The organism is Enterobacter sp. JUb54, assembly GCF_014298075.1.
GTDB lineage: Bacteria > Pseudomonadota > Gammaproteobacteria > Enterobacterales > Enterobacteriaceae > Klebsiella > Klebsiella lignicola.
In genome coordinates this window covers 301615-321058 of sequence record NZ_CP060418.1, presented here as the reverse complement: position 1 = coordinate 321058, position 19444 = coordinate 301615, and the positions used below count along the sequence as shown (strand labels likewise).

Genomic DNA, 19444 nt, shown 5'->3' with positions numbered 1-19444 from the left:
GCTACTGCGTATCAACCGCCTCTTCCCCGGTGATTATCCCGCCGGGGAAGAGGAATCAAAAATCCCCGAAATAATACCCAGCATTTTCCGCATCTCTCCCAAAAATAAAAGGAGAGCTTATGTTCTCATCGCTGGATAATCAGCCGCTACATCGACTCCTGTTCGCTGATAAGCGGGACATCATGCACCGCGATGCGTTGCTTATTTCACGCTGATGGCCGTCACGGTATCGGTTTTAGGATCCACTTTCATGCGCAGCGTTTTCTGTTGTGCTTCGTTCCAGAACGTTAAGGCATTTTCATCGGACGGGCGCCAGCCGGTATTTTTAAGCGTCCGGGTCGCCTGTGTTACTGACTTACCCTGCAGGGTCTTGTTAAGCGAGCTACTGCTCACGGTATCAGCCGCGTGATGGCTCGCGCTGGCGTTCTCGGCTTTGCTCTTATGGATGTCGCAGCCGTTGCCGTCGGTCACCTGCGTGCACCCGCTACGCTCCAACTGCTGGCGATAATGCTCGGAGATCGCCGACGCCTGGAAAGCCGTCGCCAGCACCGCTGTCGCGAGGACCAGCTGAATTTTCTTTTTCATGACATTTACCCTTTGCGTTTCATTTAACAATTATCGTTATTATCGCGACACTGCCGCCAGTGATGATGTATTACCCGGTGCAATTGCGTGTGAGTGACTAAAAACAGAATGTTTCAGGCACCTTCGCACCGTTAAATTGATGCTCTGGCAGTACGACTATGAATTTTTTTCGGCAATTTGATGCGCGTATTGCAGACTACGATGTAGTGATTCCCACTGTTTTCTCAGCTGGGCATCGAAGTTTTCTTTCAGTTCCTCATAGGATGAGGTACGCCACATGCAGTCGACTTGTGAAATATACTTATGTAACTCACGGTCATAGTTTTTTATGGTGGCAACATACCTTTCGAGATCGTATTCCAGTGAAAACAAATTCAAGGCGATATCGGAAAACGTTCGTTCGGCATGGTGATACTTCGCCTTCAAAATAACTTCCTTTTTACCTCCATGATATAAACCACAAAACATTAAAAACATAAGCATGCCAACGGTATACATACCCCATACTGGAATAAACATCTCTGTAACCTCGAACAACCACGGGTGATGACGCGCAATGTGTCTCTCTGGCCCGGCAGATAAACTGACTATCAAATCCTGGTAAAGCCGATGTACTTGTGCTACCCACTTTTCGGTTGGTTTTTATACTAAACCTGCCCGACTCTCTGAATCATGCTGACAGCACCGGCATTTGCAAACCCCGCTGACCTTTCTTGACTTAAAGAGTCTTAAAAATGCGTCGATTTGGCGTAACTATTTCGTCTGCATTAATGAGCAGGGGAAATGTATAAATTACCAATATATTTCTATATATCAATATATTGTATATCTATAAGCAACCAGTTTCCTGCCGTAAAATGGCGGCTATTAACAGGGATTTAATTGACATTAATACGATAATTAACACAGTAAAGAAACGTAAATATAAAGATGAATTAATAAAAAACAGGCGGAAGTAATCGATTTCCATCTGCTGAAGGCGAAGGAAAGGAAGAAAAACGGGCAAAAAAAATCATAGCGGACTAGCTCGCAGGAACACTTTATTTTCGCAGTTAATTATTTCAGATAACTCCTGGGTACAGACGGTGAAAATCGCGTCAGGCCCACCACCAGCAACCGGCGTAACCTGCCGCAAAAACGGGGGGTTAACCGACGGAAGCGTGGCTATCGCAAATAGCTCATTAGATAAGCAATTAAACCACCGGCTGGCTGTATGCTGTTGACTGGCAAGCATAAGCACACTAGGATAGCTCCTGCTTTATAGCATCAATCTGTAGATATCGCGTCGGCACGTAGCGCAGCCTGGTAGCGCACCGTCATGGGGTGTCGGGGGTCGGAGGTTCAAATCCTCTCGTGCCGACCAAAAATCCCAGATTAACCAGCCTCTTATGGCTGGTTTTTTTATGCCTGTTTTTCGTACGCGGAGTTAATGGGGTGAAATTGAGTACAGCAACTGCCAGCTGACACATTATCCCCCCTTGACTGCTACAGGTCCTACGGTTCATCACCGCCGTAGGGCTCAATCAACACCACGCCAAGCTGATCGGCCTCTGCCTCAATCAAATCCAAAAGCGAGTCCGAGCCCAGAATAGATTCAGACTCTATCTCCACTTCCAGCTGCTCCGAGGTTATCCGATCGCCAAACAGCATCAGCGCAGTGTCACCATGCTGTCGGGATGACCACTGCAATCCATGAGCATCCGGGTGAGCATGGTAGATGGCTAAAGAATATTCCTGAGTGAAGGCATACTGCTCTGGTGGAGAATCAAGAAGCTCAGACCGCTTAACCCCCATTTTCCGTAGCGTTTTAGGATTCAAATCGACCAGGTTCAGATCCAACACAGGCCTAATAACTGAATGGACCTTCCCCGCCAGCCTGCCTGAATCAAATGGAATCCCGGCAGAATCAGCGGGTAAGTCATGGAAAACGGTCTCCATAATCGCCACGCCGGTGCTGACACCGCCGTACAGTGTCAGCACCCCATTACGCATTGGACTAAAACGAGCCTTTCCCAGGCCCGGATTAAATTGCGTCGCCGTAAATTCGGATGAGTGAATCCTGTAAATGGGCTTTCCGGCAACCCAGGTCTCAATATTAGCGGTAAGATTTTCCTTTGGAGCAGGTACTTGCCGTGCAACCTGCTCGTCCTCATCCGCATTAGCCATGCCCTCCTCCATCCAGTTCGGCCTGTGCCGCCTGCAGCACCTGACCCGGCATAGTTTTCAGTACATCTTTTGGCTTATTTCCCCCCAGCCAGCTGTTGGCTGAACCAAACCAGATCGCCAGCCCCCAGGGCGTTTTTTTCTCGCCAAATAAGGAGATAACCTGTTTAACAACGGGTACCGGGCGGTAGCCTTCATCCAGCGCATATCCCGGGTATTTATCTTTGCCGTTAAGCTGAACGGCAAATATCCGCCCCGCAGATTTCCAGCGATTCGGCCCGGCGCTGGGATTCGAGCTTTTGAACTGCGCTTTATTCGAGAGCTCTTTTGCCGATAACCATTCAGAATCCGCAAGAATGCGGGCATTCAGCTCTTCACGACGCAGCGCATTACGTTCCACCCGCCTCTGCCTGTCGTCGGATGGCGCCACAGGTTTTGGCGCAGCACCGGCGGCTTTTCGTGCTCTCGCGCCTGGCGCCTCTATGCCCATGGAAGCGATAACCGCACTAACTGCAGCGTTCATCGCAACTTTGAGCGTTTCGTCGAAACCGCGATGACGTTCGCTGATGGTTCCTAAATCAATGACTAAATACTCAGAATCGGCATGGGTTGTCAGAGTATGCAGCTCATCACCGTTGACGGTTTTAATGTCAAAAAAGGATTCATTACGGCGCGCGGTATTCCCCTTCATTGCCATCGTCGCCTCCTCAAAATGGATATATTGGTTATATTCATTATATATCGCGAGATAGCATTGTCACCCTGGATGAACAAAATTTACGCATTTGTCGCCGCACCTGGGCAATTGTACCTCTGCACTGGCCTGTTCAGCGGCGCGCCTGGCGCATTAAGAACAAATGCCGACTTTACCGATTGTAAATCGAGGAATAACTTCTATTATTCCTCGTACTTGCCTGCCATCTGGACGATTACTATGAGAGTAAATGGGCTTACGAAAGGATTTTTTATCCTGATTTTGCTTGTGGTTAGCCTCGCCTTTTTTGATGTTCTCTCGCCTTATTACTCGGCTATCTTATGGGCCGCGATCCTGTCGGTTATTTTCAACCCGGTAAAAAACAAGATACGTAGCCGCCTCGGGGAGCGGAACGGTCTGGCATCGTTTCTGACCGTCGCCATCATTTGCCTGATTGTCTTTACCCCGCTGGCGATCATTATTTCCTCGCTGGCGATCGAGCTGAACGTGGTGTATACCCAACTTCAGCATAATGACACCCGATTTCCGACCGTCGTGGCAGATCTGATTGCCCATCTGCCCGGCTGGGCCAGAAGTTTCCTCTCTGAGCATCATCTCGACAGCGCCCAGCAGATACAGAGCCAGCTCTCAGACGCCGTCCTTAAAGGGGGACAGTATCTCGCCGGTAGCGCATTTTTGATTGGTAAAGGGACCTTCGGCTTTACCATCAGCTTCGGTATTATGCTGTATCTGCTGTTTTTCCTGCTCAAAGATGGCCCTTATCTGGTCCTGACGATCCTTGAAGCGCTGCCGCTGTCTAACTACGTTAAGCATCACCTGTTTGCCAAGTTTGCCGCCGTATCACGGGCAACCGTCAAGGGAACCGCCGCGGTGGCGCTTGCGCAGGGCATCCTGGGGGGGTTCGCATTTTATGTCGCCGGTATCGACGGCAGCATTTTGTGGGGAGCGATCATGGCGTTTCTGTCGCTGATTCCGGCCGTCGGCTCCGCCATCGTCTGGGTTCCCGCAGCCATCTTCCTGTTCGCCACCGACCAACTCTGGCAAGGTGCTTTCATTGTCGGTTTCTTCGTGATTGTCATCGGCCTGGTCGACAATATTCTGCGTCCGCTGTTGGTGGGTAAAGACACCAGAATGCCGGACTATCTGATCCTGATCGCTACCCTCGGCGGCATGGAGATTTATGGCATTAATGGTTTTGTGATTGGCCCGCTGATCGCCGCCCTGTTTATCGCCTGCTGGAACCTGCTGTCAGGCCGTGAACACGCCGGCAACACCGATGAGCTTGATGAAGAGTTTATTGAAGAAGGAAAAATCAGCCGGGAGGAGTAATCTCGGGGGGAGGTTTAGCCTCCCCGGTGAGCCCAAACATGCTCACCAGCAGATTAAATCACATAACAGGCGCAACGGCAGAAACTACATTCAGAAGAGTCTTATAAATCAGTACATATAACTACGTACAATTAAAACATTGGTAAATAATTCTTACCAGTCAGCAAAAGAGTGCTAATCTTCTGCCGTTAAAACTCGATGATAAAGGATCATGAATCGTGAAAAAAATCTCTACACTTGCCGTTTCCCTGCTGGCTATCGCCTGTGTTTCTACCGGCGCGCTGGCCGCTGAGCAGCCGCTGGAAAAGGTTGCGCCGTACCCGAAAGCAGAGCAAGGCATGAAGCGTCAGGTGATTCAGCTGCCGCAGCAGCCAGATGAATCGGCATATAAAGTTGAGCTGATGATTGGTCAGACGCTGGAAGTTGACTGTAACCGCCATCGTCTCGGCGGCCAGCTGGAAAGCAAAACGCTGGAAGGCTGGGGCTACGATTACTACGTATTTGATAAAGTAACCTCACCGATTTCGACGATGATGGCCTGCCCGAATGGCAAGAAAGAGAAGAAATTTATCACTGCCGGATTAGGCGATGCTGCAATGCTGCGCTACAACAGCAAGCTGCCGATTGTAGTTTATACCCCGGCGAACGTTGAAGTGAAATACCGGATCTGGAAAGCAGAAGAAACAACCGGTAATGCCGTCGAGCGCTAAGCTCAGACACTAAAAACCCGGCAGCAGGCGCCGCCGGGTTGCTTTTCTTACAGTGCGATATCCGCCATCGGTTTATCGCCGGACAGCGGTTTCAGCGTCGCCTCTGGCACCTCGTCGGCTACCGTCACCGGCTCGTAGTGCAGCTGTAACACTTCGCTGGTCCACGCCAGCGCCTGCTCAATCGCCGCCGGATTACCATCCAGACGCATGCCGTAAGACGGAACAATCTCTTTCAGCTTAGCCTGCCATGCCGCCGACTGAACCTTCTCTTTAAAGACCGTCTCCACCAACTGCAGCATGATCGGCGCCGCGGTAGATGCACCAGGCGATGCCCCCAGCAGAGCAGCAACGGTACCGTCATCATCGCTGACCACTTCGGTGCCCAGACGCAGTACGCCCTTCTTGCCGTTACGTTTGATAATCTGCACACGTTGACCCGCCTGCCACAACCGCCAGTCCTCTTTGCGCGCTTCCGGGTAGTATTCACGCAGCGCTTCGTGGCGATCGTTATCTTTCTGCATCACCTGGCTAATCAGGTATTTCACCAGATCGAAGTTATCCAGACCGACGTTGAGCATCGGCAGAATATTCGAGGTGTTGGTTGATGCCAGCAGATCCCACAGCGAACCGTTTTTCAGGAAGCGGGTTGAGAAGGTAGCGAACGGTCCAAACAGCACGACGCGCTTGCCATCGATGATACGGGTATCGATATGCGGCACCGACATCGGCGGCGCCCCGACTTCTGCCTGACCGTAGACTTTAGCCAGATGGTGGTTAACCACCTCCGGGTTTTCGCAGACCAGGAACTGGCCGCCCACCGGGAAGCCGGCATACTCTTTCGCCTGAGGAATACCGGTTTCCTGCAGCAGCGTCAGCGCTGCACCGCCGGCACCGATAAAGATAAATTTGGCTTTAATCACCCGCTTCTGACGACGATTGTCGGCATCCGCCAGCGTCACCGTCCAGCTCTTATCGGCGTTGCGCTTAAAGCGGCGCACAACGGTACCCAGCTGCAGGGAGAAGTTGTCGTGCGTCTGCAGCCCGGCAATCAGCTGACGGGTGATTTCCCCGTAGTTCACGTCGGTCCCGACTTCGGTGCGGGTGGCGGCCACTTTTTGCTGTGGATCGCGCCCTTCCATCACCAGCGGCGCCCAGGCTTTGACCTGCTGATGATCTTCAGAATAGCGAATACCGCGGAACAGTTCGCTCTGCTGCAGCGCCGCGTAACGCGCGCGCAGGAAATTGACATTATCTTCGCCCCACACAAAGCTCATGTGCGGCACGCTGTTAATAAATGATTTCGGCTTACTGAGTATGCCGCGGGTCACCTGGTGGGCCCAAAACTGACGAGAAATATGGAAGGATTCGTTGATATCGACCGCTTTGTCGATGTTAATCCCACTGGCGGTTTGTGGCGTGTAGTTCAGCTCCATCAGCGCCGCATGGCCGGTACCCGCATTGTTCCAGCCGTTCGAGCTCTCTTCAGCGACGCTGGACATCTGCTCGACCATGGTAATAGACCAGTCCGGCTCAAGCTCCTGCAGCCAGGTTCCCAACGTGGCGCTCATGATGCCGCCGCCAATCAACAGTACATCCGTCTCTTGCTCGTGGCGGGTGTTGGTCCGAGGTGTATTTGAACCAACCGCCGGTGAGCTGGGTACGGCCATCTTTCTTTTCATCGGATTTGAGCCTTACTTTACTCGCTTTTATAATTAGCGCAGGTGAAACGATTTCGTGAATCAAGGTAACACCGAAGATCAAAAAATTAAATATTGTTTAAAATTTAAGTTGAGTTTTGAGATCTGTTATAAAAATGTTTAATAAATGTGTACGGTAAATCATATTTTGTACTGGTATAAGTGACGCGCCCGCGCTATCATCCCCTGTTTTGTGACAGACCGCACACAAGCCCAGGCTTGTGCCGCCGCCGCTGACCAACCTGCGAATCGCTTATGCCTCAAGCCTCAAATCACGTCTCTTCCGCTGCAACCGGCGCTCTTCGCCACGTATTACGCTCACCGGCGCTGCTGACCCGGGAAACCCTGGCAGGCGTGATCACTGCGCTGGCCCTGATCCCGGAAGTGATCTCCTTCTCCGTCATCGCCGGCGTTGACCCGAAGGTCAGCCTGATTGCCTCGGTGGTGCTGTGTCTGGCGATGTCGGTACTGGGCGGCAGACCGGCGATGGTTACTGCAGCAGCCGGTTCGGTTGCGCTGGTGATTGGGCCGATGGTGCACCAGCACGGCGTGGGCTATATTCTGCCCGCTGTCATTTTGGCTGGTATTATTCAAATTTTGTTTGGGCTGTGCGGCATGGCGAGGTTAATGCGCTTTATTCCGCATTCGGTGATGACCGGCTTCGTCAACGCGCTGGGGATCCTGATCTTCTTTGCCCAGGTGCCGCATTTCTGGAGCAAGCAGCCGCTGATACTCGGCCTGTTCGTTCTGACGCTGCTGATTGTGCTGTGGGTGCCGCGCCTGACAAAAGCCATCCCTTCGCCGCTGATCGCCATTGTGCTGCTGACCCTGTTTACCGTCACCACCGGCCAGCTGCTGCCCACCGTTGGCGACGAAGGGTCCATGAGCGGCGGACTGCCTGGCTTTACCGCCCTGCTGGTCCCGCTCGATCTGAATACCCTGCAAATTATCTGGCCCTGTGCGCTGAGCATTGCCTTTGTGGGTCTGATGGAATCACTGCTGACGGCAAAACTGGTGGATGACCTGACCCAGACCCCGTCAAACAAAGCGCGCGAGAGTACCGGGCTGGGCATCGCCAATATACTGGCAGGGATGTATGGCGGTATTGCCGGCTGCGCGATGATCGGTCAGACCATCGTCAACGTCGAAATGGGCAAAGGGCGCAGCCGCGTCTCTACCATTGCCGCCGGTCTGGTGCTGCTGTTGCTGGTGACCGCCCTGAGCGAAGTGATGGCGAAAATTCCGATGGTGGTGCTGGCCGGTGTGATGGTGATCGTCGCGGCGAAAACCTTCAGCTGGCAGAGCCTTCGCCCGGCGGAACTGGCACGAAATCCGTGGCCAGAAACGCTGGTGATGCTGGTGACCGTCGGCGCGACGGTCGGGACCAGCAATCTGGCGATTGGCGTACTGGCAGGGCTTGCAGCGATGGCGCTGATTCCACGGCGCTGGCGCAACAAGCCGCAGGTTACATCAGAAACAGCGTCGCCAGACCGAGAAAAATAAAGAACCCGCCGGTGTCGGTGATAGCGGTGATCATCACGCTGGAGCCGACCGCCGGGTCGCGTCCCAGTTTGACCATCACCATCGGGATAATGACCCCCATTATCGCCGCCATCAGCAGATTCAGCATCATTGCCAGGGTCATCACGCCGCCCAGCTGTGGGTCGTCATACAGCCACCAGGTGATGCCCCCCATAATGCCGCCCCACACCAGACCGTTAATCAACGCCACGCCCACTTCACGCATAATCAAAAACGAAAAGCTGCCGGGCTGAATGTGCTGTAGCGCCATCGCGCGGACGATCATGGTGATGGTCTGATTACCGGTATTGCCGCCAATCCCGGCGACGATCGGCATCAGGGAAGCAAGCGCCACCAGCTGTGAGATGGTGTGTTCAAAGCCGTCAATGACCCGCGAGGCGATAAAGGCGGTACACAGATTGACCGCCAGCCACGCCCAACGGGTTTTTACCGCTTTGCTGACCGGCGCGAAGACGTCCTCTTCGCTGCTCAGGCCGCCCATACCACGCAGATCGCTGTCGGTCTCTTCGTACACCACATCAACGATCTCATCGATGGTCAGACGGCCCATTAACTTCCCGTCCGCGTCAATCACCGCGGCGCTAAGCAAGTCATCACGTTCGAAGGTACGCGCCACTTTTTCCGCGGCTTCGTGAGGCTGGAAGGTCACCGGATCCCCTTCCATGACATCGCCTACCCGCTTTTGCGCATCATTGAGCAGAATGGTCTGCAGCTCCAGCTCGCCCAGCAGCAGCTTATTGCGGGTGGTGACAAATAGCTTATCGGTGTTCTCCGGCATTTTTCCCAGCCGCCGCAGATAGCGCTGCACCGCGGCCAGGGTCATTTCCGGGCGCACGACGATCACCTCGAACTCCATGATCGCCCCGACGGTGTTGTCGGCATAGCGCATCATCTGACGCACGCGCGCGCGTTTATCCGGCGGCATCGTCGCCAGCAGGCGGCCGGTCAGGTTACGCGGCAGGTGCTGAACCAGATAGACCTGTTCGTCGATATCCAGGGTTTGCAGGGCATCCAGCAGCTCGTGGTCGCTCATCTTATCGATGAGATCGCCCCAGACGTTCTCGGATGCCTCAAGCAGCACCTCGCCGCGTTTATCATTGCGGACCAGTTGCCAGAGCGCATTACGCCCGTCGTTTGGCAATGCTTCCAGGGCATCGGCAAGGTCTGGCGGCGGCAGGTGGGAAACCAGCACTTCCACTTCGGCCAGATCGTCCGCGAGGGTGCCGTCGTCGTAGCGTTCGGCGAGGGTTAATTTGCCTGTCAGCGCCGAGGTGACGGCTTTATCGGTGGTCAGCAGCCAGATAAGACGAGCACGCTCTTCATCACGCAATCTGGCGCTTTTTTTATGCAACACGGACATCGGTCAGGCAATCCTTTTAAGAACAGGCGGCGGGCCAGGTGCCATAAGCATAGCGCGGGGAGGGAGAAAAAATAACCGTCGGGGTGTTCGTCCGGCGGAAAAATCAACAACCGCGCCCCCTGTTGACCAGGGGGCGCAGGCAATCAGGCGGTGCGGGCCACCGCATCACGGGTCGCCAGCTCGCGCTCTTCCCCGGTCAGCTCCGTCAGCTGGCCGCTGCGCATCTCCAGCAGGCGGTCCGCATGCTGGAAGTAATGATCGTCATGGCTGATCGCAAAAATGGTTTTCCCCATCTGCTGCATCAGCGGCAGCAGCACCTGATAAAACTCACGGCGGAAATGCGGGTCCTGATCCGCCGCCCACTCATCCAGCAGAATGATATCGCGTTCTTCCGCCAGCGCCAGCAGCAGCGCCACCCGTTTTTTCTGCCCCTTCGACAGCTTCAAATCGACGATTTTGCCGTTATCCAGCGTCAGCTTATGGGTCATTTTCAGGTGCGCCATCCACTGTGCTACCAGCGCCGGGTCAGCGGCGTTGCCGCCCTCTCCCAGCAACTGGTCAAACAGCCAGACATCGGTGAACACCGCCGAGAAAAGCTTGCGGTAATCTTCCGGCTTATCGACCACCAGGGGCTGACCATCGAGCAGGATCTCGCCGGAGGCCGGCTGATACAGCCCGGTCAGCAGCATTGCCAGCGTCGATTTTCCGCTGCCGTTGCCGCCGATCAAAAAGACCAGTTCGCCGCGCTTAAGGGTCAGGTTAATCGGCCCTACCGCGAAAGTGTTGTCCGGGTAGTGGAAGCTTACGTCGCGCAGCTCCAGGGTCTGCCAGTGAGGATGCGCCTGCGGCGTCGGGAACTCGGCCCGGTACGGCGCCAGAGAGAAGCGATGGAGCTTGTTGAACGCCACCTGGGCGCTCAGCAGCGTCGGCAGCGCGCCAACCGCCGAGAGCAGCGGCGTGCGTAAGAACAGCAGGGTCAGCGAATAGGTCGCCGCCACCGCGGTGTTCGCCCAGCCAAGGCCGTTGGCCATCCAGAACACCAGCCCAATAGCGCCCAGCATCATGATATTCGACCAGTTCACCGCGCTGAGATGGAAAGTATCGGCACGGATAATATGGTGACGGTATTCGCGGGCATCCGGCAAATACAGCTGATTAAACACGTATTCCGCGCGTTCCCGGTTGAGGGTCAGCTCTTTGCGCCCTTCCAGCACCGTCTGATAGTCGTGATAGAGCTTGTCTTCGGTTTCCCGCAGCGTCGCCATGTGTTTATAGACGCGAGACACCAGCACAAAGCCGCCCCAGATGGTGAGCGCCATCCACAGCGCGGTGACCATCATCATTTTCCCCGACAGCCACGCCAGATAACCGGCGGAACCAAACGTCAGGATAATCCCCTGCACCAGCTCCGGCAGGCGCACAAACGCGATGGTGATGTTACGCACATCGCTGGTGAGTCCGGCCAGCAGCGACGCGCTGCCGATTTTCTCAACCTGTTCGATTTGGGTATCGAGGATCCGCTTGATAAATTCGCCGCGCAGACGATAGACAAAATGGTGCCCAAGGGTGGTCAACGCGAGCTGAGAACCCAGCGTCACCGCCATCAGCAACAGCAATAAGCCGAGAAACTCCGGTAACACCGTCAGCGAGGTATCGACCACGGTCATTAACCGCAGATTAATAAAGGCAATCAGCCCGATACCCAGCGCCGCGCTGAGCAGACTAAGGGCAATGACTGAGATAAACGGCCAGCGATACTGGCGCCAAACAAGGAGGAGGAGTTCCATAACACGCAATCCGGACAAGCAAAACAGCCAGCAGTTTAAACGGCCCGGCGATGACATCAAGAATAATTCTTATTTTTGTTATTCATTACCTGTCAGATTAGCCGCCAGGCGGAAGGTGAGATTATAGCGACAGCTCCCGGTCTGCGGATGATCCCCCGCTTTCAGCGGCTGAATACCGTGATAAAACAGGCGCGATTCACCGCCCCACACCACCACATCGCCGTGCTCCAGCAGCACCCGCTGCAGCGGGTCATTCCGGCGCAGACCGCCGAACTGGAACACCGCCGGCAGCCCCAGCGACACGGAAACAATCGGCGCCCGCAGATCGCGCTCATCTTTATCCTGATGCAACGAGAGTTTAGCGCCCGGCTGATAGCGGTTGATTAAACAGGCGTCTGGGGTAAAGCGCGGGTAGCCGCAGGCCAGCGCCGCCTCTGCCGCCAGCGTCGCAAATAGCGTCGGCATCGGCGGCCAGTGCTGCCCGGTCAGCGGATCGTCAGGTGCATAAAGGTAGCCATGGCTATCGGTGGTCCAGCCCAGCATGCCGCAGTTGGTCATCGCTACCGACATCGTATAGCCGCCCGGCGTCACCATCTGACGAAACGGCGAGCGGCTGGCGACCTCTGCGATAGCCTGCAGCAAAGCCGGCGCCTGCAAGGTGGCAAAGCGCCGCAAAATCACGGCTCCCGGTGCCAGCGGCTCTTGCCAGGGAGGCGTATCGGCAAATAAATCGAGCATTACGGCTCCTCGCTGTGCGCTTCGCGCATTAACAGCTGGGCTTTGCGGGCCGTTCCCCAGCGATAGCCCGAGAGCGCCCCGCCTTCACGGACCACCCGATGACAGGGGATGACGATCGCCAGCTTATTCGCTGCACAGGCTCCCGCCACGGCTCTTACCGCACGCGGCTGACCGATGCGCTGCGCCACCTGGCGATAGCTGCGGGTTTCGCCTGCCGGGATCTCGCGCAGCGCCAGCCAGACGCGCTGCTGGAAAGCAGTACCGCGGATGTCCAACGGCAGGTCGATGGCCTGGCGGTGATCGTCCAGATGGGCGAAGACCTGCGCGACCCGCTGATGGAAATACGCATCGCCAGGTATCAACCGCGCTTTAGGGAACAGGCGGACAAGCTCATCAAGCAGCGGACCATCGGCTTCCCCCGGCAGGACGGCACACACTCCCCGCTCGCTTTCTGCGACCAGACAGCGGCCAACCGCACAGTCGCCTAAGGTATAGACAATATCGATATCTTCCCCGCCGCGACGAAACTGACTGGCGGTCATGCCGAGCGCGGCATCGGCCTGGCGATAGTAGCTACTGCCATCAGGAAAACCGGCGGCCATCACCGCAGGTGTGACCTTTTCACCCTGCCCCAGCGCCTCGCGTAAACGCCGCGCGCGCCACGCCTGCTGCCAGGCTTTTGGCGTCATGCCGGTAACTGATTTGAACAAACGATGAAAATGGAACGGGCTGACCGCCAGCGCCTGCGCCAGCGTTTCAAGGGTCACCGGCGCATCCTGTTCCAGCAGGCGGCAAGCACGGGCGACTTTGTCCACTTTCTGCTGCTGCGGGTCGATGTTGTCCGGCTGGCAGCGTTTGCAGGGACGAAAGCCGTCCGCCACGGCCGCCTCGACGTCAGGATAAAAGCGCACGTTTTCCCGCAGCGCCCGCCGCGAACGGCAGGAGGGACGGCAGCAGATACCGGTGGTCAACACGGCAAAAACGAACTGACCATCGGCATTCGCATCACGATCGCACACCGCCTGCCAGCGGCGCGCATCGGTATCAGCAATTATCGGTTTCATAACGGGCTCCTGCTTTAAGTGTATCGTCAGTCTGCATCGGCGCCGGTGAATAAAAACCCGAATTCTTGCGGTTTAATTTTTTTCGCCCACCAGGAAAGTGCGGAACTGCGGCGACATCCAGGTTGTAAACCCGTCGCCCTCTTTGACAATCATATAGACTGCCAGTCCTTGTTGACGCACGACTTCCTGAGCTTTCTGCGGCCCCAGTACCATCAGGCCGGTATCCCAGCCGTCCGCTTCCAGCGCCGTTGGCGCAATCACCGTCACCGACACCAGTTTATGGTCGATGGGGTGGCCGGTTTGCGGGTCGATAACGTGCGAAATCCGTTTACCATCGAGCTCATAATAGTTGCGATAGCTACCGGAGGTGCTGATCCCATGGCCGTTGATATCAACGATCGCCTGAACGGCATTTTCACGATCGGTCGGTTTCTGGATCGCTACCCGCCACGGTTGCTCGTCGCCATTCATTCCCCGGCTCACCAGCGCACCGCCGACAGAAACCAGATAGCGCGAAATACCCTCCTGCTCCATCAGGCGAGCCAGGTGATCGGCGGCGTAGCCTTCACCCACGGTGGAGAGATCGACAAACAGATCCGGAATATCTTTTTGCAGATACTGGCGATCCGCATGGTTAATCACCGTCAGGTGCTGCAGTCCGGTGCGTGCTTTCGCGGCGGCGATCTGTTGCGGATCCGGTGTTTTCAGCGGTTGTTTATCGGGGCCAAATCCCCACAGATTAACCAGCGGCCCCACCGTAATATCCATGGCGCCATCGGTTTTCGCGCCGATGCGCAGCGACATCGTGACGATATCGGCCATCGCCTCACTCACCGGCCAGGGTTCAGTGCCCGACGAGTGGTTAAAGCGCATCAGCGCCGAGTCGTTTTTCCAGGTGGACAGCAGGCGGTCGTCAGCATCAAGCTGCGCCTGTACTTTCTGACGTAGCGCCTGGGCTTGTTGCTGGTCCACGTCAATCACGCTGACGCGCCAGAAGGTGCCCATGGTTTTGCCATCGAGGACGGTGGCGGTACGCGCTGGTGCGCTGGAGGTGGTGGCTGAATCACAGCCGGAAAGCAGTACGCAGACGCTAAGCAGCGCGGTACGGAAAAAAGTGATATCCATAAAGTCAGGCTCCTCTTGCTAAGGCGGCAAGATTACACCAGCAAGGTTAAACCGGGCATAAAAAAAGGCGCCAGAGGCGCCTTTTTCATAAACTTCGTGCAACTTAGAACTGGTAAACCAGGCCCAGTGCAACCACGTCGTCGGTAGAGATACCGGCGTTACGGGTGAAGTTGTTGTCATCCAGCAGGTTGATTTTGTAATCAACATAGGTAGACATGTTTTTGTTGAAGTAGTAGGTCGCACCCAGGTCAACGTATTTCAGGATATCCTGATCGCCGTAACCATTCAGATCCTTACCTTTAGACTGCAGGTAAGCAACGGACGGACGCAGACCGAAGTCGAACTGGTACTGAGCAACCACTTCGAAGTTCTGTGCTTTGTTAGCAAAGCCCAGGTCACCCGCGCGAGTTGCGTTGTAAGTCTGGGTGTACTGAGTTGCCAGGTAAACGTTGTTCGCGTCGTATTTCAGGCCGCCGGTGTAGGTTTCAGCGTGGTCGCCTTCACCCAGAACCAGTGCGTTCTGATCGTCGGTACGTTTAGAGTTGGAGTACGCGAAACCAGCGCTGATGCCATCAAAGATGTCATAAGTTACAGAAGTACCGAAACCGTCGCCGTTCTGTTTCAGAGCGCCACGACCGTTGTTGGTCGCGCCTTCGCCGCTGACGCTGCCGTTTTTACCCTGGTACTGCAGAGCAAAGTTCAGGCCGTCAACCAGACCGAAGAAGTCAGAGTTACGGTAGGTAGCAACACCGTTAGCACGGGATTGCAGGAAGTTGTCAGAACCGTAGGTGTCGCCGCCGAATTCCGGCAGAACGTCGGTCCAGGACGTTACGTCGTATACCACGCCGTAGTTACGACCGTAGTCGAAAGAACCTGCGTCGCCAAATTTCAGACCAGCAAATGCCAGACGAGTCCATGCCTGATCGCTGGAGCTTTCAGTGTTGTTCGCCTGAACGTTGTATTCCCACTGGCCGTAACCGGTCAGCTGGTCGTTGATCTGAGTTTCGCCTTTAACGCCAATACGCATGTAGGTCTGGTCGCCGTCTACGCTCTTGTCGTCAGAGAAGTAGTGCAGGCCATCGATTTTACCGTACAGGTCTAATTTGTTGCCATCTTTGTTATAAATTTCAGCCGCATTTGCTGCGCCTGCTACCAGCAGAGCTGGTACCAGGAGGGACAGTACTTTAACTTTCATGTTATTAACCCTCTGTTTGTTATATGCCTTTTATTATGCCACTGCTTACTGATTACCCTTCTAATCAGTCGGCTATATTCATTGTGCTGTAAAATGCAGAATAATCCAACAAGAATATGATACGAAAACTTCTAAGGTGTTTCAAAGTTCCCACAAGATGTTTCAATTTGTAAATGCAGGGGAACTTTTCTGCACCATCAAAAATCACAAAAATAAGCACCAATAATCAAGAAAATAAATTTTCCCAATGCAGTTCAAGTGGTTACGAGACAACATTCGTATAGCACTGAATGACAAAACAAAAACCGGCCTTACGACTAGAATAATCCTCGCTATCATCATTAACTTTATTTATTACCGTCATTCAGTTCTGAATGTCTGTTTACCCCTATTTGAACCGGATGCCCTGCATTCGGTTTTTTTTTACCCTTCTTTACATATCTTGAATTTCCGCGTGTTATCCCGAAAAAAATAACGTCTATTAATCAAACAATTCGCCGATAAGAAAATGCTCAAGGTGGTAATTTCTTGTTATTTAGTGCTATTTACCCGTGAAATTCCGTAAATAATTGTACAATATTAACATTGCTGTACATCTTACCGACGTTCATTTTTTTAAGATTATTCTCGCGATTAAACTTTGACGAACGGCAATCTGTAGTATGGATTTGATAAATTAGCCTTTATACTGCTTACAGTATTCACTCTGCTACCAGCCGCCTGGTGCAATGCCCTGCTTACACACATTGATGAGCCGCTTCGCCACACGATGACCCAGAAAAAATTCTCCCTGATGCCTGGTAGCATCACCCGCTTCTTCATTTTGATGGTTATCGTCCTGCTGGCGACGATGGGCGTTATGGTTCAAAGTGCGGTCAACACCTGGCTGAAAGATAAAAGTTATCAGGTCATCGACGTCAGTCATGCGCTGCATAAACGCATCGACAGCTGGCGTTATGCCACCTGGCAGATTTACGATAATATCGCCGCGACCTCTACCAGTGCCACCAGTGACGGTTTACAGGAAACGCGTCTGAAACAGGATGTCTATTACCTGGAAAAACCGCGGCGCAAAACCGAAGCGCTGATATTTGGCTCCCACGACAGTTCCACCCTGGAGATGACCCAAAAAATCTCCAGCTACCTCGACATCCTGTGGGGCGCGGAAACTATCCCGTGGTCGATGTACTACCTCAACGGCCTGGATAACAGCCTGATTCTGGTGTCGACACTGCCGCTTAAGGACCTGTCATCCAGCTTTAAAGAGTCGACGATCACCAGCGTCGTCGAGTCCCGCCGCGCGGAGATGCTGCTGCAGGCCAACACCCTCGACGAGAGAGAAACCTTTTCGTCACTGCGCCGCCTGTCCTGGCAAAACGGCCACTATTTCACCTTGCGCACCACCTTTAACCAACCGGGACACCTGGCGACCGTGGTGGCCTTCGATCTCCCGATCAATGACCTGATACCGCCCGGCATGCTGCTGGATAATTTCCGGATTGAGCCCGACCCGGCACAAAGCAGTGCCACCAGCCCGGATAAAGAAGTCTCTGATAGCATCAGTATCGACTTTAATGGCACCAAAATTGAGATGACCACCAGCATCAACACCACCGGCATGCGCCTGATCTGGGTCGTTCCGTTTGGTACCTTGATCATGGAATCGCTGCAGAATGTTCTGCTGCCGCTGCTGCTGATTATCGGCCTGCTGGCTTTAACCCTGTTCGGCTTTACCACCTTCCGTCACTATGGTGGCCGCACGCGTCAGACCGGCACCGGCGTCTCCGCTGCCGCCACCAGCGAATTACGCACCCAACGCGCCATAAATGAAGAGATTGTCTCGCTGCTGCCGCTGGGGCTGCTGGTCCACGACCAGGAAACTAACCGCACGATAATCAGTAACCCGATAGCCGATCACCTGCTGCCGCATCTTAATCTGCAAAACATCACTAATATGGCGGACCAGCATCAGGGAGTGATTCAGGCGACAATCAACAACGAGCTGTTTGAAATTCGCCTCTACCGCAGCCAGGTTGCCCCGCGCACGCAGATCTTCATTATTCGCGATCAGGACCGGGAAGTACTGGTCAATAAAAAGCTCAAGCAGGCTCAGCGTCTGTATGAGAAAAACCAGCAGGGTCGCGCAGCATTTATGGCGCATATCGGCAGCGCCCTGAAGGCACCGGCGCAGAGCCTGGCGGAAGAAGCCGCGGCCCTCGGCATCGAGCACAGCCGCCAGCTGTCGCAACATGCTGACCAGCTGGTGCAGCTGGTAGATGATATTCAGCTGGCTAATCTGCTGGAGAGCGACAGCTGGAAAAGCCAGTCGGCGCTGTTCTCAATTCAGGAACTGATCGATGAAGTCGTGCCTGAAGTCCTGCCGGTGATCAAACGTAAAGGGTTACAGCTGCTGATTAACAATGCGCTGCCGGCCAATGAACAACGTTATGGCGATCGTGACGCGCTGCGCCGCACCTTGCTGATGCTTATTCAATATTCGGTGACCACCACGCAAATTGGCAAAATCACCCTCGACGTGAGTAAAGATGAGTCGGCCGACGACCGGCTGACCTTCCGTATTCTGGATACCGGCAACGGCGTATCCGGCAACGAAATCGACAACATGCACTTCCCGTTCCTTAACGAGACCCAGTCCGATCTGTATGGCAAAGCCAACGCCCTCACCTTCTGGCTCTGCGATCGTCTGACGCGCAAGCTGGGCGGTCAGCTGAATATTAAGGCACGAGAGTCGCTGGGTACCCGCTATTCATTGCATCTCAAAATGCCGGCCAGCGGCGAAGCGGCCGAGGCGGGAGAACACCTGCTGGATGATGTGGTGGTGATGCTGGATATTACCGCCCAGGAAGTGCGGAAAATCGTGGTGCGCCAGCTAGAAAACTGGGGAGCGACCTGCATCACCCCGGACGAGCGGCTGACAAGTCAAGAATACGATCTGTTTTTAACAGATAATCCGTCTAATCTTACTGCTTCCGGCTTGCTTTTAAGCGATGATGAGGTTGGGATACGCAAAATTGGCCCAGGCCAACTGTGTGTCAACTTTAATATCAGCACAGCCATGCAGGAAGCGATTCTGCAACTGATTGAACAGCAGCTGGCGCAGGAAGAGGAGCAATCCACCCCTGCTGGAAGCGAAAGTAACGCCGAACTCCACGCCAGCGGCTATTACGCACTATTTGCCGACACGGTTCCGGATGATGTTCAGAGACTGTATACTGAACTGGCAACCAGCGATTTAGCTGCGCTGGCGCAGACAGCGCACCGCCTCAAAGGGGCGTTTGCTATGCTTAATCTGATACCCGGCAAACAGTTATGTGAAACGCTAGAGCATCTGATTCGCGAGAAAGATGTGCAAGGCATAGAAAAATATATCAGCGACATTGACGTCTACGTCAAGAGCTTGCTGTAGCAAGGTA

At 54.4% G+C, this 19444-nt stretch carries 15 protein-coding genes and 1 tRNA gene; 5 read left to right on the top strand and 11 right to left on the bottom strand.

From position 1 onward, the window contains the following. Positions 1-201 precede the first annotated feature (201 nt). A complete protein-coding gene (locus HF679_RS24785) occupies positions 202-585 on the bottom strand; it encodes a hypothetical protein (RefSeq protein ID WP_187043090.1) in 384 nt (127 codons plus the stop codon). A 156-nt stretch (positions 586-741) separates the two neighbouring features. Next, a complete protein-coding gene (locus tag HF679_RS01435) occupies positions 742-1104 on the bottom strand; it encodes a hypothetical protein (RefSeq protein ID WP_123755184.1) in 363 nt (120 codons plus the stop codon). A gap of 767 nt (positions 1105-1871) precedes the next feature. Between HF679_RS01435 and HF679_RS01430 the strand changes: the two genes are divergently transcribed. Further along, a tRNA-Pro gene (locus HF679_RS01430) sits at positions 1872-1948 on the top strand. Positions 1949-2079: 131 nt separating this feature from the next. Here the strand turns inward: HF679_RS01430 and HF679_RS01425 are convergent. Both HF679_RS01425 and HF679_RS01420 read right to left on the bottom strand, forming a co-directional pair. Continuing rightward, a complete protein-coding gene (locus tag HF679_RS01425) occupies positions 2080-2751 on the bottom strand; it encodes an RES family NAD+ phosphorylase (protein ID WP_187042518.1) in 672 nt (223 codons plus the stop codon). Next, a complete protein-coding gene (locus HF679_RS01420; protein WP_123755186.1) occupies positions 2744-3445 on the bottom strand; it encodes an integrase in 702 nt (233 codons plus the stop codon). The genes HF679_RS01425 and HF679_RS01420 overlap by 8 nt, the downstream gene beginning before the upstream one ends. Positions 3446-3682: 237 nt before the next feature. Here HF679_RS01420 and HF679_RS01415 point away from each other — a divergent pair, with 237 nt between their 5' ends. Both HF679_RS01415 and eco read left to right on the top strand, forming a co-directional pair. Continuing rightward, positions 3683-4792: an AI-2E family transporter gene (locus HF679_RS01415; protein WP_123755187.1), complete on the top strand. Its 1110-nt coding sequence runs from the start codon at positions 3683-3685 to the stop codon at positions 4790-4792. A gap of 218 nt (positions 4793-5010) precedes the next feature. After that, positions 5011-5502 carry a serine protease inhibitor ecotin gene (gene eco / locus HF679_RS01410; protein WP_123755188.1) on the top strand — a complete coding sequence of 164 codons (492 nt, stop codon included), beginning with the start codon at positions 5011-5013 and terminating at the stop codon, positions 5500-5502. Positions 5503-5549: 47 nt separating this feature from the next. Here eco and mqo read toward each other — a convergent pair whose 3' ends face one another. After that, entirely contained in the window at positions 5550-7181 is a 1632-nt protein-coding gene (gene mqo, locus HF679_RS01405; RefSeq protein WP_187042517.1) for a malate dehydrogenase (quinone), read from the bottom strand. A 273-nt stretch (positions 7182-7454) separates the two neighbouring features. On the opposite strand from mqo, the gene HF679_RS01400 reads away from it, so the two are divergent. Next, positions 7455-8702, top strand: coding sequence for a SulP family inorganic anion transporter (locus tag HF679_RS01400; protein WP_123755190.1), 1248 nt, complete (start codon positions 7455-7457; stop codon positions 8700-8702). Here HF679_RS01400 and mgtE read toward each other — a convergent pair. The 6 genes from mgtE to ompK36 form a co-directional block, all read right to left on the bottom strand. Continuing rightward, complete coding sequence (gene mgtE, locus HF679_RS01395; RefSeq protein ID WP_123755191.1) at positions 8665-10101, bottom strand: magnesium transporter; 1437 nt, start codon at positions 10099-10101, stop codon at positions 8665-8667. The genes HF679_RS01400 and mgtE overlap by 38 nt on opposite strands. A gap of 143 nt (positions 10102-10244) precedes the next feature. Beyond that, positions 10245-11888, bottom strand: coding sequence for a multidrug ABC transporter permease/ATP-binding protein (locus HF679_RS01390; protein ID WP_123755192.1), 1644 nt, complete (start codon positions 11886-11888; stop codon positions 10245-10247). A 78-nt stretch (positions 11889-11966) separates the two neighbouring features. Then, positions 11967-12626, bottom strand: a complete 660-nt coding sequence (alkB, locus tag HF679_RS01385) for a DNA oxidative demethylase AlkB (RefSeq protein ID WP_123755193.1) — start codon at positions 12624-12626, stop codon at positions 11967-11969. Continuing rightward, complete coding sequence (gene ada / locus HF679_RS01380) at positions 12626-13690, bottom strand: bifunctional DNA-binding transcriptional regulator/O6-methylguanine-DNA methyltransferase Ada (protein ID WP_123755194.1); 1065 nt, start codon at positions 13688-13690, stop codon at positions 12626-12628. The genes alkB and ada overlap by 1 nt, the downstream gene beginning before the upstream one ends. 72 nt (positions 13691-13762) lie before the next feature. Further along, on the bottom strand, positions 13763-14815 hold the full coding sequence (gene apbE / locus HF679_RS01375; RefSeq protein ID WP_123755195.1) for an FAD:protein FMN transferase ApbE: 1053 nt from the start codon (positions 14813-14815) through the stop codon (positions 13763-13765). Positions 14816-14918: 103 nt separating this feature from the next. Further along, entirely contained in the window at positions 14919-16010 is a 1092-nt protein-coding gene (gene ompK36, locus HF679_RS01370) for a porin OmpK36 (protein ID WP_123755196.1), read from the bottom strand. A gap of 769 nt (positions 16011-16779) precedes the next feature. Here ompK36 and rcsD point away from each other — a divergent pair. Then, positions 16780-19437, top strand: coding sequence for a phosphotransferase RcsD (rcsD, locus tag HF679_RS01365; protein ID WP_123755197.1), 2658 nt, complete (start codon positions 16780-16782; stop codon positions 19435-19437). Positions 19438-19444: the final 7 nt, after the last annotated feature.